This is a genomic window from Pseudarthrobacter leeuwenhoeki (assembly GCF_055412885.1).
This window is the reverse complement of the sequence record NZ_JBVAYY010000001.1, coordinates 22,872-36,122: the sequence shown is the minus strand read 5'-3', so window position 1 is coordinate 36,122 and position 13,251 is coordinate 22,872. Positions and strand designations below refer to the sequence as shown.

Annotated in this window: 11 protein-coding genes; 5 read left to right on the top strand and 6 right to left on the bottom strand. The window is 68.8% G+C overall.

Features of this window, described 5'->3' with window-relative positions; all coding sequences use genetic code 11:
• Positions 1-151 precede the first annotated feature (151 nt).
• The gene (rarD, locus tag ACZYX4_RS00155) at positions 152-1,072 is read left to right on the top strand and encodes an EamA family transporter RarD (protein ID WP_463873187.1); all 921 of its coding nucleotides are present in this window, start codon (positions 152-154) and stop codon (positions 1,070-1,072) included.
• 34 nt (positions 1,073-1,106) lie between these two features.
• Here rarD and ACZYX4_RS00150 read toward each other — a convergent pair whose 3' ends face one another.
• Positions 1,107-1,979 (bottom strand): universal stress protein, encoded by an 873-nt coding sequence (locus tag ACZYX4_RS00150; RefSeq protein ID WP_463872826.1) that lies wholly within the window; start codon positions 1,977-1,979, stop codon positions 1,107-1,109.
• Between the two features lie 201 nt (positions 1,980-2,180).
• On the opposite strand from ACZYX4_RS00150, the gene ACZYX4_RS00145 reads away from it, so the two are divergent.
• Positions 2,181-2,966: an AMIN-like domain-containing (lipo)protein gene (locus tag ACZYX4_RS00145; RefSeq protein ID WP_463872824.1), complete on the top strand. Its 786-nt coding sequence runs from the start codon at positions 2,181-2,183 to the stop codon at positions 2,964-2,966.
• A 134-nt stretch (positions 2,967-3,100) separates the two neighbouring features.
• On the opposite strand, the gene gabT is transcribed toward ACZYX4_RS00145, so the two are convergent.
• Both gabT and ACZYX4_RS00135 read right to left on the bottom strand, forming a co-directional pair.
• On the bottom strand, positions 3,101-4,456 hold the full coding sequence (gabT, locus tag ACZYX4_RS00140; RefSeq protein WP_463872823.1) for a 4-aminobutyrate--2-oxoglutarate transaminase: 1,356 nt from the start codon (positions 4,454-4,456) through the stop codon (positions 3,101-3,103).
• 76 nt (positions 4,457-4,532) lie between these two features.
• Positions 4,533-5,963 carry a gamma-aminobutyraldehyde dehydrogenase gene (locus ACZYX4_RS00135; RefSeq protein WP_463872821.1) on the bottom strand — a complete coding sequence of 477 codons (1,431 nt, stop codon included), beginning with the start codon at positions 5,961-5,963 and terminating at the stop codon, positions 4,533-4,535.
• 144 nt (positions 5,964-6,107) lie between these two features.
• On the opposite strand from ACZYX4_RS00135, the gene ACZYX4_RS00130 reads away from it, so the two are divergent.
• The 3 genes from ACZYX4_RS00130 (at position 6,108) to ACZYX4_RS00120 (ending at position 9,760) form a co-directional block, all read left to right on the top strand.
• Positions 6,108-7,550, top strand: coding sequence for a PucR family transcriptional regulator (locus ACZYX4_RS00130; RefSeq protein ID WP_463872820.1), 1,443 nt, complete (start codon positions 6,108-6,110; stop codon positions 7,548-7,550).
• Positions 7,551-7,736: 186 nt separating this feature from the next.
• A complete protein-coding gene (locus ACZYX4_RS00125) occupies positions 7,737-9,083 on the top strand; it encodes an MFS transporter (RefSeq protein WP_463872818.1) in 1,347 nt (448 codons plus the stop codon).
• Positions 9,080-9,760: a FadR/GntR family transcriptional regulator gene (locus ACZYX4_RS00120; RefSeq protein WP_463872816.1), complete on the top strand. Its 681-nt coding sequence runs from the start codon at positions 9,080-9,082 to the stop codon at positions 9,758-9,760. Before ACZYX4_RS00125 ends, ACZYX4_RS00120 begins: the two co-directional genes overlap by 4 nt.
• A 105-nt stretch (positions 9,761-9,865) precedes the next feature.
• On the opposite strand, the gene ACZYX4_RS00115 is transcribed toward ACZYX4_RS00120, so the two are convergent.
• The 3 genes from ACZYX4_RS00115 to ACZYX4_RS00105 form a co-directional block, all read right to left on the bottom strand.
• On the bottom strand, positions 9,866-10,402 hold the full coding sequence (locus ACZYX4_RS00115) for a hypothetical protein (RefSeq protein WP_463872813.1): 537 nt from the start codon (positions 10,400-10,402) through the stop codon (positions 9,866-9,868).
• Between the two features lie 141 nt (positions 10,403-10,543).
• Entirely contained in the window at positions 10,544-11,545 is a 1,002-nt protein-coding gene (locus ACZYX4_RS00110; RefSeq protein ID WP_463872811.1) for a DNA topoisomerase IB, read from the bottom strand.
• A gap of 199 nt (positions 11,546-11,744) precedes the next feature.
• The gene (locus ACZYX4_RS00105) at positions 11,745-13,217 is read right to left on the bottom strand and encodes an FAD-dependent oxidoreductase (protein ID WP_463872809.1); all 1,473 of its coding nucleotides are present in this window, start codon (positions 13,215-13,217) and stop codon (positions 11,745-11,747) included.
• Positions 13,218-13,251: the final 34 nt, after the last annotated feature.

Sequence of the window (13,251 nt, the reverse complement as noted above, 5' to 3'; positions counted from 1 at the left end):
GCCGAAAGGCTGGAATAGGGGTCCCGCAGGTGGTGTTATTGATCTTGTGCCTACCTCTGACCGTTCCCCCTCCCCCGCCGCTCTGAGCACTCCGGGCACCGCAGCTCCCGGCGGAAGCCCGTCGAAGCGCCCGCCGGCCGTCCTCAAGGCCGTGGACGCGGACACGACGGCGGGAATCATCTTCGGGATCGGCGCTTACGGCCTGTGGGGGCTGATGCCCCTCTACTTCTTCCTGCTGCAACCGGCCGGTGCGGTGGAAATCGTGGCCAACCGCGTGCTCTGGTCGCTGCTGTTCTGCACCTTGCTGATCACCATCACCCGCTCCTGGCGGGTCCTGGGCGCCGCATTCCGGAACCGCACGCTGATCCTCCCGCTGTCCATCGCCGCGGTCCTGATCGCGGTCAACTGGCTGACCTATGTGTACGGCGTGACCACCGGGCAGGCCGTCGAAGCCTCGCTGGGCTACTTCATCAACCCGCTCGTCTCGGTCCTGCTGGGCGTGGTGGTGCTGAAGGAAAGGCTGCGTCCGCTGCAGTGGGCCGCCGTCGGAATCGGCTTCATTGCCGTGGGCGTCCTGACCGTTTCCTACGGCAAGCCGCCGTGGATCGCCTTGACCCTGGCGCTGAGCTTCGGCCTCTACGGCTTCGTCAAGAAGCGCGTCGGCCCGCGCGCCGATGCGATCACCAGCCTCACCGTCGAGACGATCGTGCTGGCGCCGGTGGCGGCCGCCGCGATGGTCATCCTGGCGCTCACCGGGGCCGCGACACTGGTTGCCTACGGCACCGCGCACTTCTGGCTCCTCGCGGCGTCGGGCATCATCACCGCCGTGCCGTTGCTGTTCTTCGGCGCCTCTGCCCGGCGGCTGCCGATGACCACGATCGGCCTGCTGCAGTACTTCGCCCCCGTGCTGCAGTTCATCGTGGCCCTGGCCGTATTCCACGAGCCAATGACGACGGACCGCTGGATCGGCTTCAGCATCGTCTGGTTGGCGCTGCTGGTGCTCACCGTGGACATGCTGCTGATCACCCGGAAGAACTCCGTCACCCGGAAACTGGCCCGCGCCGCCGCCTGAGGCTGACCCAGGCGGCGGGCGCAGCGCCCGGCGGTCAGTCCTTCGGGCTGGTGTCAATCCGCACGTAGTCGCGCGGGACCACCACCATGGGTACCGGCAGGGCCAGGAGCACCTTGTGGGCCGTGCTGCCGATGAACATTTTGTTCTTTTCCGCGAGACGCGACGAGCCCACAATCAGGACCTCGCCTTCGTCCCAGTCGAGGTCGTCGATCGCTTCCTCGATGGTGCGCCCGTGGGCAACTTCGACGGTGACGTGGTGCCCGGCCGGGAGCCGGTGCGCGGCTGCCGTCAGGACGGTATTGGCGTGGACGTGTGCAGCGTTGATGTTCTCGCCGCTCTCCCCGTGGGCGTCGAGTTCCACGAGGGAGACCAGCCGCAGCGGTACCCCGCGGCGTTCAGACGATTCGATCGCGACGTCGATCGCCGCCTCCGAGCCGGCGCGCTGGCCCACCGCGAGGGTCAGCCGCGTAATCGGCTCCGTGCGGTGGTAGCCCCGGGGGGCCAGCGCCACCGGAACGGGCGAGGCATGGAGCAGGGCGTTGGCCGCGCTGCCAATCGTGTACCGCTTGAACAGCCCGGCGCTGGCGGCACCCACAACGATCAGGCCGGCCTTGTATTCCAGGGCCGCCTCGATGAGGCCAGCGGCGTGCGAGTCGGCCTGGCGGACATGGAACCGGGCCTCGAGGTCCTTGGGGATGAGGGACAGGCCCTCGCGTTCGGCGGTGAGAACTTCCTGCTCCGCGGCGCTGACCCGGTTTCCCTCCGGATTCATCGCGACGTAGGGGGTTTTCCGGTCCACGACGTAGACAAGGTCAAGGTGCGCGCCCTGGGCGCGGGCCATCGCGGAAGCCAGGGCGACGGCGTCGGCGCCGCGGTCGCTGGGGGTGTAGCCAACTACGTATCGCATGTATGAACCCCTTATGGGTCTGTGGCAGAAGCCAGCTTTGCTCCGGGGGCTCCGGGCGACGTCGGCCGGTCTGCGTTCCTGCAGTGGTAGGAACGACTCTAGCCCAGCGGGACCCGGAATTGGCGGTGCCGGTTCGTGACTTTCGGCCCTGCGCAGGGCAACCACCCGCGCCTATGCTGGCGGGGTCGAGGGGAACTCATCATGGGTGCGAATAATCCCGGGAAGAACCACAGCAGTGCACGGAGCGCCGGGGTCGGGATGCTGGCACTGTTGCTGGCCCTCACCGCCTGTTCGCCGCCCGCACCACCATCCGGCGGAACCAGCCCGCCCGCTGCCACGTCCACCACTTCCTCTTCCACCCCTGCCACGTCGATGCCGGCTCCCTCCGCGTCCGCCACCGTTCCGGCTGATACTGACGCAACCGCCCCGCCGCAATCGGGTGACAAGGTGATCTCCTCGAGGATCACCCACGACTGGGCCTGGCCCGGACCGGGCCGGCCTTTCACCGTCACCCATGACGATCCGCCAACCCCAGGCTCCAAGAGCCTGGTCGCCATTGGCGCCGGGCAGCACCCTTCGGAATCGCCGGCCTATGACCAGCTCAGCTTCCGGTTCGAAGGGACGTTCCCCAGCTACACCATTGCATTCGTGCCCGAGCTGATCCAGGACGCGAGCGGCTTCCGGCTCCCGATGCCCGGCACCGGAGCAATTCTGCAGGTGGTGTTCCAGGGAACGGGCGCCCACACCTCCGACGGCGCAGCGAGCACCATCAAGACCCAGCCGCCGGAATACCTCGGCTACACGGCCTTGACGAGTTACGTTCCGGCCGGGGACTACGAGGGGTTCCTCAGCTACGGGATCGGCGTCGGCCAGCCCAGGGAGACAGTTCCGGAGACCAAGGTGCGGGTCTACGAAGTGGAGAAGATCGAGCAGGGCCAGCACGTCTACGTCGTTGCGGTCCAGCTCGACGCCACCTACTGGAAGTAGCTCCCGGGAGACAGCGCGGGTAGCGCAGCAGGGCAGCTTAACGCAGTAAAGCCGCGGACGGTTTCGTCCGCGGCTTTACTGCGTTCTTACATGTCGGGCGGCCGGCTGGCCGGGTGCCAGGCCCGCCGGCTATGTCAGGCGTTCGCCTTGATGGCCGCGGCCAGAACCTGGAGGCCGTCCAGCAGCAGCTCGTCGCTGATGACCAGCGGCGGCAGAAGCCGGATGACGTTGCCGTAGGTGCCGCAGGTGAGGATGATGACGCCCTCCTTGAGGCATGCCGCGGCGACAGCCTTGGTCAGGTCCGGGTTCGGTTCCTTCGAGCCGGCCTGGACCAGTTCGATCGCCAGCATCGCGCCGCGGCCGCGGACATCGCCGATCACGGTCTGTTCGGAGGCCAGCTCGCGCAGCTTGCCGAGGGCAACCTCCTCGATGTGCCTGGCACGGGCGTTGAGGCCGTACTGCTCCATGGAGCCGATGGATGCCAGCGCCGCGGCGCACGCCACCGGGTTGCCGCCGTAGGTGCCGCCGAGGCCGCCCGGGTGGACGGCGTCGAGCAGCTCCGCGCGGCCGGTGATGGCGGAGAGCGGCATGCCGCCGGCGATGCCCTTGGCCATCGTGATGATGTCCGGGACGACGCCCTCGTGGTTCACGGCAAACCATTCGCCGGTGCGGCAGAAGCCGGACTGGACCTCGTCGGCGATGAAGACGATGCCCTTGTCCTTGGCCCACGCGGCCAGCGCGGGGAGGAAGCCCTCGGCGGGGACGATGAAGCCGCCCTCGCCCTGGATGGGTTCGATGATGATCGCGGCCACCTGCTCGCCGCCGATCTGCTTCTCGATCATGGTGATGGCGCGCTTGGCGGCCTCGGCACCGGTGATCGCCGGGTTTTCCTCGCGGTAGGGGTAGCTCATCGGCATGCGGTAGACCTCGGGCGCGAAGGGGCCGAAGTTGGTTTTGTAGGGCATGGCCTTGGCGGTCAGCGCCATGGTCAGGTTGGTGCGGCCGTGGTAGGCGTGGTCGAAGGCGACGACGGCGTCCCGGCCGGTGGCCAGGCGGGCCACCTTGACGGCGTTCTCGACGGCTTCGGCGCCGGAGTTGAACAGTACGGTGCGCTTCTCGTGGTCGCCCGGGGTGATCCGGTTCAGCTGCTCGGCGACGGCGACGTAGCCCTCGTAGGGCGTGACCATAAAGCAGGTGTGGGTGAAGTGCTCCACGGCTTCCTTCACCGCGCCGACGACGGCGGGGTCGGAGGCGCCGACGCTGGTCACGGCAATGCCGGAGCCGAGGTCGATGAAGGAGTTGCCGTCGACGTCCTGGATGATGCCGCCGTCGGCGTCGGCGACGAACACCGGGACGCTGGACGCGACGCCGGCGGCGACAACGGCCTTGCGGCGCGCGGTCAGGGCAACGGACTTCGGGCCCGGGAAATCGGCCTGGACGCGGCGCTTCTGCTCAAGACGGTAGGTGATGTCATTCGCGGTGGTGGTCATGGAAAAGCCTTTCTAGCGTGCTGGTTAGGCGGCGGAGCTGTGCATTTGTGCGGTGCCAGCGGGTGATGCGTTGGCGTTAGGCGTCCAGCGCACTCATCACGTGCTTAATGCGGGTGTAGTCCTCCACGCCGTACATGGAGAGGTCCTTGCCGTAGCCGGACTGCTTGAATCCTCCGTGCGGCATTTCGGCGGTGAGGAGGATGTGCGTGTTGATCCAGACGGCGCCGAAGTCCAGGTCACGGCTCAGGCGCATGGCCCTGCCGTGGTTGGCGGTCCAGACGCTGGAGGCGAGGGCGTAGTCGACGTCGTTCGCCATCTCCACGGCTTCCTCCTCGGTGCTGAACTTCTGCACCGTGATGACCGGGCCGAACGCTTCCTTCTGCACGATGTCGTCGCTCTGCTTGGCGCCGCTGACGATGGTGGGCTCGAAGAAGAACCCCTTGTCCCCGGCCTGGTGGCCGCCGGTCTCGATCCGGCAGTTGTCCGGGAGGGACTCCACCAGGGTCTTGACCGTGTTGAAGTGGTTGACGTTGTTCAGCGGGCCGAAGTAGTTGTCTTCGTCGTTCTGCGAGCCGGTGCGGAGGGTCTTGGTGTGCTCCACCAGGGCCGCCACGAGATCGTCGTAGGCGGTGTCCTGGACCAGCACCCGGGCGATCGCGGTGCAGTCCTGGCCGGCGTTGAAGAAGGCGAACTCGGCGATGGCTGCGGCGCTCTTGGTGATGTCGGCGTCGGCGAACACCACGGCGGGGGCCTTGCCGCCGAGCTCGAGGTGGGCGCGCTTGAGGCCCTTCGCGGCGCCGGAGGCGACGGCGATGCCGGCCCGGACGGAGCCGGTGATGGAGACCAGGCCGGGGACCTTGTGGTCCACCATCAGGGCGCCGGTCTCGCCGGTGCCCAGGACGACGTTGAACACGCCGGCCGGGAAAATCCCGCCGGCGAGCCGGGCCAGGACGAGGGTGGATTCCGGGGTGGTGTCCGAGGGCTTGAGGACCACGGTGTTGCCCGCGGCCAGGGCGGGGCCGATCTTCCAGATGGCCATCAGGAACGGGTAGTTCCAGGGCGCGACCTGGGCGACGACGCCGATCGGTTCGCGCCGGACGTAGGAGGTGTGGCCCTCGAAGTACTCTCCGGCGGACTTTCCCTCCAGAATGCGGGCGGCGCCGGCGAAGAAGCGCAACTGGTCCGCTCCGGCGGCAACTTCCTCGGAGGCGATCAGGGACCGGACCTGGCCGGTGTTCCGGTGCTGGGCCTGGACGAGTTCGTCGCTGTTCGCCTCGACGGCGTCGGCGAGCTTGAGCAGCATCAGCTGGCGCTGCCCCGGCGTCGTGTGCTTCCAGCTCTTGAAGGCGTCCTTCGCGGCGGTCATGGCGGCGTCGACGTCGGCCTGACCCGAGACCGGCGACTTCGCCACGACCTCGCCGTTGGTGGGGTTGACGATGTCCAGCATCCCGGTTCCGGCAGGGGTGACGAACTCGCCGTTGATGAAGTTCTGCAAGGTTTGAACCACGGTGTACAACCTCTTTCGCGCTGAAAAGGACCCAATGAGACTGCTCCGAGCCTATGCCAGCCGGTCAACCCCGGGGAATAGTCACCTGCACACCGTTGCCGCCAATTTTTAGTGCGCTTGCCCAGCGCCCGGTATCCTGACTCCATGGCCATTTCACTTGCCGCCCTGCTGGCGGTGCCATCCCTCAAACTCGCGAAGGCCGGCCTCGCTGAGACCACCTGGCACCAGGACATTGCCTGGGTGGCCGTCACCGAGCAGGAGGACCCGCAGCGCTTCCTCAACGGCGGCGAACTGGTACTCACCACCGGCATGCGGCTCAGGAGCGCCCCGGAGCAGCGCCGCTTCGTCCGCCAGGTCCAGCGCGCCGGGGCGGTGGGCATCGGCTTCGGGATCGGCCTCACGCACGACGCCGTGCCGCCGGCCCTGATTGCCGAGGCCAACCGCTGGGGGCTGCCGGTGGTGGAGGTGCCGTATGAGACGCCGTTCATCGCGATCGGCAAGCTCGTCTCCGACGCCCAGGCCGCGGACCACTTCACCAAGCTGGAGCGGCTCATCGCCGGCCACCAGGTCCTGGCCCGCGCCCTGCTCACCGGCGGCGGCCTCGCCGAACTCCTCAAGCACCTCGGGTCCATGCTGCGGACCGAGATCGTGCTGACCCAGTTCACCGCCCAGCTCTACAACAGCGGGCCCGACCATCCCGCGCCGGGCGCCGGGGGCTGGGCATCCTTCCCGATTCCCACCGGCCGCCGCGACGCGTGCACGCTGTGGGTGAAGCAGCCCTTCGAGGACTCGGGGATCGTGGGCTACGCCCAGAACCTGATCAGCGTCGAGCTCAACAACATGGTCAAGCAGCGCCAGTCCCAGCGCGCCCTGGCCGGGCAGGTTCTCGATGACGTGATCCACGGGACCCTGGAGCCGAGCGAGGCCACCCGTCGGCTCGCCGGCATCGGCGTCACCAGCACCCGCAGGAACGTCGTCCTGCTGGCCGAGTCCGCCGCGCACGCCAAGCAGCTGGGCACGTCCTCGCTGCCGCAGCCGCTGGAAGAGTCGGTGAGCGCCGTCGTCGGCAAGGACCTGGTGGTGGTGATCCCCGACGACGGCAGCGGCGCCGGCGCGCTGGCCAGGAGCCTCAGCGACCATCTGGCCGAAGCCGGGATCCACGCCACGATCGGGATCGGCGGCGCCTACACGAAACCCAACGGGCTGCGCTGGAGCTATTTTGAGGCCCGCGACGCGGCGAGCCACGGCCTGCCCGTGAACGCGCCGGAGCGGCTGAGCCTGACTTCGCTGCTGCTGGCCAGCGAGGATGTGCCGCTGGCGGACATGGCGAACGAGTCCCTCAATCCGCTGCGGAGCTTCGATGCCGCCCACGGCGCGGAGCTGCTGGCGACGCTGGAGAGCTACCTGAACAACAACGGTTCGGTGGCGGCCGTGGCCGAGGAGCTCACGCTGCACCGGAACACGGTCCGCTACCGGCTGGCCCAGATCACCGAGCTCACCGGCTACGACCCGGCCCAGACCGCGGACCGGGTGCAGCTGTGGCTCGCACTGGCCGTGCAGCGCCTCGGCGCCCGTAACCCGCACTGACCCCATCCCACCCAAAGCAACGCGGGGTCACATCGCGCCCATCCCGGGCCCCATCTTGGGCGCGATGTGACCCCGCGTTGCTTGTTGGAGGGCGCCGCAGCCACGCCCGCGCCACGTCCGCGTCGCGTGCCGAGATGTTCGCCACTAAAGGTGAAAGCGCAAACATCAAACGTCTAACCTTTAGGGATGGCTAGCAGCACGGCGGCGTCCGCCCCACCCCAGACAGCACCTCCCGCCGTCACAGCACCTCCCGCCGTCGTGCGCGCACCGCGCGGCGTGGTCATCGCCGGAGTCGTCGCGATTGTGCTGATCGGCCTCAACCTGCGCGCCGGAATCACCGGCGCCGCCGCGCTCCTGCACGACCTGCAGGCGGTCCTGGGCTACGGGCCGCTGATCGCCGCCATCATCCCCTCGATTCCCACACTGTCCTTCGCCGTCGCCGGTGCCGCAACCTCGTGGCTCACCCGGCGTCTGGGGCTCGAGAAGGCGATCCTGCTCTCCCTCGTGCTGCTCGCGGCCGGGCTGCTGCTCCGCGGGATTCCTTCCACCGGCATGTTGATGGCGGGCACCGTCGTCGGGATGTCCGGGCTGGCGGTCTGCAACGTGGCGATGCCATCCTTCATCCGGGTCTATTTCGCGCACCGGACGTCGCTGATGACAGCCCTGTATACCGTGACCATGACCACGGGAGCGACCGTCGTGGCCGTGCTGATCGTCCCGGTCGCGCAGCAGCTCGGCTCGCCCTCCGCCGGTGTCGGAGCGATCGGCTTCCTGGCGCTGGGCGCCTGCCTCGGCTTCCTGCCGATCGCGCTGCATGCCCACCGCAATGCGCCCGCCGTCAAGGCCGGCCGGGTGTCCCCCTGGCCCCTGCTGCGGACCCGCACGGGCGTGCTGATCACACTCGGCTTCACGGTCCAGGCCTTGCTGGCCTACGCCGTGCTGAGCTGGTTCCCCTACATGCTGGTCACCCTGGGCCTGACGGCTTCCGAGGGCGGGCTGATGTTCGGCCTGATGCAGCTCGTCTCCGTCCCGGCCGGCATGGTGCTGGTCGCGATCGGTTCACGCCCCCGGATGCTGCGCACCGCTTTCTACCTGGCCACGGTCACGATGGCCGCGGGCGTTTCCTCCATGCTGGTCCTGCCGGTCTCCTGGGCGCCGCTGACCGCGGTGCTGCTCGGCTTCGGCTTGGGCATCTTCCCGCTCGTGATGGTCATGATCAGCCGCAGCGGCCGCACCACCGCCGAAACCACCGCCCTGTCCACGGTCGCGCAGTCTGCGGGCTACCTGCTGGCGACGCTCGGCCCCTTCGGCATGGGACTGCTGCACAGCGCCACCGGCTCCTGGACGCTGCCGCTGATCCTGCTGCTCGCCGTGGCCCTGGGCCAGATCGCCGTCGGGCACCTCCTGACGGCCAGGCCCAAGGTCCCCCGCCGCCCGGAGCCGGGGGAACCGAGTACTGGAGAGCCGGGGCCCGCGAAGCCGCAGACTGCCGGGGCGGCCACCCTGGTCTCCGCCCGGGAGGGACAGTCATGACACTCACCACGTCGCACCGGGCGCCGCTGGTGGAGGAGATCACCGCCAAGCTGCGGGAGCTGATCCATTCGGGCGAATGGCCGCTGCAGCAGCGGATTCCGGCCGAACCCGAGCTCATGGCCGCCCTCGGGATCTCGCGGGGCACCCTGCGCGAGGCCATCAAGGCGCTCGCGCACAGCGGCATGCTCGAGGTCCGGCGCGGCGACGGCACCTACGTCCGCGCCACCAGCGAGATTTCCGGCGCCGCCCAGCGTATGTACCGGGACCACTCGCAGGTACACATCCTGGAGGTCCGGGTCGGGCTGGACACGCAGGCCGCCCGGCTCGCCGCCCGCCACGGCACCGCCGACGACGTCGAGGTGATGCGCGGACTGCTGGAGGCGCGCCGCCTCGCCTGGCTGGCCGAGGACTACGCCGGCTGGGCCCGGGCCGACTGGGACTTCCATGTCCACGTGGCGCAGGCCTCGGGCAATCCGCTGCTGCACGAGCTGTACGTCAGCTTCGGCGTCGTCTTCCACGCCGACCTGCTCCGGCAGCAGGGCCGCGCCGGCTTCAACGGCCTCCCGCACGAAGGCCACGGCGAACTCGTCGACGCCATCGCCGCGCACGACGAGACGGCCGCCGTCGAGAGCGTCCACCGGAACCTGAACTCCTGCGCGGAGTGGATCCAGCAGTAGCTGCAGCGGGCAACGCAAAGGCCTCCGCGCCGGAATACCGTTCCGGCGCGGAGGCCTTTGTGTTGCCGCTGACGGCCGCGCGGCTAATCCGCGGCTAGCGTTCGGCTAGCGTGCGAGGCCCGCGAAAACGTTCTTGGGACGCTGCATTTCGCCGTGCTTGGCGCCCATGACAATCACCGCGCCGGCAAAAACGGGGATGGCCCACTGGAGGATCTTCAGCTGCTGCTGTGCGGAGCGGAGTTCCTCGGAGGCGCCAGGCTTGGGCTCGGTGGCGCCCTTGGCACCTTCGCTGGCCAGCTTGTCCACCTTGGCGCCCTGAAGCCCGGCGTACAGGCTCACGCCGGCACCGGCGAGGGTGACGACGGACTTGATGACGCTGAGGCGTGTGACGCCGTCCTGCTTGGCCATCCGGTCCTTGTTTTCCCACATGATCGCGAGGCCGGAGAGGAAGTGCGCGCCGAAGGCCGCTGTCTGGACCGGGGCCCACTTCTTCCAGCCCAGGCTCGACAGCCGGGTGCGTTCGGCGGGGTCCTTGGCTTCCGCCGCCGCCCCGTTCAGCCCGATGGCGCCCATCAGCGAACCGCCGAACCAGGCACCCGCCGTCAGGTCGTGGATGGATCGGGCAACGAGATTTCCTGCCATGTTGAGCTTCCTATCGTTTGCGTTCGAATCCGGAAAAGTCGTGGCCCACGAATGGCCACGTCCCGGCTATAGTAAGCACACTTAGGAAAAAGTTGATAGTCCGGGCGCCGGAGTTGTAGCCCTCCGCACGCTGCCCGGCAGCTACCCCCGGGCCTTCCGCAGCGGAACGACGGCGCCTTCCTGGTACAGCAGGGCGCGGACCTCGGATTCGGCGGAGTCCGGCCGCTTCGGGTCGATGGTCTCCCCCGCGGCGAAATGGTCCAGGAGCCGCGGATCCACATAGCTCTTCCGGGTGATCGAAGGTGTGTTGCCGAGGACGCCGGAGGCGTCCAGCATGGCCCGGCTCACCGCGCGCTTGCGGGCCGACACCTTGGGCTGCGGGCCGCTCCGCGCCAGGCTGGCGGCCGCGGCCACGGTCCCGCGCAGGGTGCGGAAGTCCTTGGCGGTGAAGTCCTGGCCGGTGCGCTCCTTGACGTACTGATTGATGTCCGAGCTGGACACCGGCTGCCAGCTCCGGCCGTCCCTGTAGGCCAGCAGCCGGGCGTTGCCGCCGCGGCGCTTGAGCTGGCGGACGACGGCGGCAAGGTCGGCGTCGTCGATCCGTGATTCCCAGTTCTTGCCGCTCTTGGCGGGGAAACTGAGCCGGAGCTCGTCCTTGCGCACGCCGACGTGGGCGCAAAGCAGGGTGGCGAGGCCGTGGCTGCCGTTCTCATTCGTGTAGCGCTCGGACCCGACCCGCAGCGAGCCGCTGTCCAGCATCCTGAAGGCGGCGGCCAGCACCCGCTCCCGGGTGAGGCCTTCGGAGCGCAGGTCCACAGTGACGAGCCGGCGCGCGGCCGGGAGGGTTTCGGCGAGCTGGAGGGCCCGGTCGAACTTGAGCCGGTCCTTTTTCTCGCGCCAGCCCGGGTGGTAGATGTACTGGCGCCGGCCGACGGCGTCGAGCCCGGTGGCCTGGATGTGCCCGTTGTCGTACGGCGCAATCCATACATCCGTCCAGGCCGGCGGGATGCCGATGCGCTCGAGCCGCTCGCGCACCGGCCCGGGCTGCAGGGTGGAGCCGTCCAGGTCCCTGTAGCTGAAGCCGGTCCCGGCCGCGACCCGGCGGTACCCGCGGCCGGACGCGTTGCTGTGCCGGAGCCTCATGGCAGGGCTCCGACTCGGCGGGTTCCCGGTCCGGTCGTTCCTGGCATGTGCTGCTCATCCATAACGGTAAGCCTACTGACTAAACCCCCATTTCCCGCCCCCATGAAACAACGCGGGGTCACTTGCGGCCCATAATCCCCTCCGGGATGGGCGCGAAGTGACCCCGCGTTGCTGGTGGCGGTGGGGATGCGGGGCGGGGTCAGACCTCCGCGGCCACCCCGCCGCGGGAGATTTCCACCATGTCCTCGCGCGGTACCACCTTGATGCGCTCGCGCGGGATGCCGTCGGCACCGGCGTCGGCGCTCGCCTTCTCGCCGAGGGACCGCTCGTGCGCGTCCAGGGCCAGCCAGCCTTCCCAGCTGGTGAACTGCACGCCGCGGTTCTCCAGCAGTTCGACTATCGCCTCCGGGGCAGGTGCCGCGGCGAGCGGCAGGTTTGCGCGGTCCTCGAGCAGGTACGTCACGGTTTCCAGGGCGTCGCCCTTGGTGTGCCCGATCAGGCCGACCGGGCCGCGCTTGATCCAGCCGGTGGCGTAGATGCCCGGCACGTGGGCGCCGGCAGCGTCCAGGACGCGGCCGCCGTCGTTCGGGACCACTCCCTTGCTGTGGTCGAACTCGACCTCGGGCAGGGAGGAACCGAAGTAGCCGATGGCGCGGTACACGGCCTGGACCGGGTAGTCGATGACCTCGCCGGTGCCGCGGGCGCGGCCCGTGCCGTCCAGTTCGGTGCGCTCGAACTTGATGCCGGCGACGCGGCCGGGGGCACCGGCTTCGCCGGTATTGTCCCCGTACACCTCGACCGGGCTGTGCAGGAAGTGCAGGTGCAGGCGGCGGGAGGCGGTGAGCTCGGAGAGGTCCTCGGGCTGCCCGGCGATCCAGTTGGTGAGCGTGCCCACCATGGTTTTGGTCTGGTTGTTGCTCTGGATCTGCCGGTCCGATTCGGCGTCGAACTCGAAGTCCTCGGCGTACAGGATGATGTCCACGTCCTTGGAGTGGGACAGCTCGCGCAGCTCCAGCGGTGTGAACTTCACCTGGGCGGGGCCGCGGCGGCCGAAGACGTGCACATCGGTGACCGGGGAGGACTTCAGTCCGGCGTAGACGTTGTCCGGGATTTCGGAGACCAGGAGGTCATCGGCGTGCTTGGAGAGCATCCGGGCGACGTCGAGGGCGACGTTGCCGTTGCCGATCACCGCGATTTCCCTGGCGTCCAGGGGCCAGTCGCGGGGGACGTCCGGGTGGCCGTCGTACCAGGAGACGAAGTCGGCGCCGCCGTAGGAGCCCTCGAGTTCGATCCCGGGGATGTTCAGGTCCGCGTCCTTGATGGCGCCGGTGGCGAAGATGACGGCGTCGTAGTGCGTGCGGAGGTCCTCGAGAGAGAGGTCCGTGCCGTAGTCGACGTTGCCGAAGAAGCGGATGTCCCCGCGGTCCAGGACCTTGTGCAGGGCGTTGACGATGCCCTTGATGCGGGGGTGGTCCGGGGCGACGCCGTAGCGGATCAGTCCGTAGGGCGCCGGGTAGCGGTCGAAGAGGTCGATGCTGACCGTGAGTTCGCCGCTCCGAACGGCCTCGCTCTTGGTGAGGATGTCCGCGGCGTACACCCCGGCGGGTCCGGAGCCGACGACGGCGATGCGCAGCGGGCGGGCAGCAGTTCCTGCAGGGGTGTTCGTTGACACGGCTGTGTTCCTTTGTTCTGTCACTGGTCTTCGG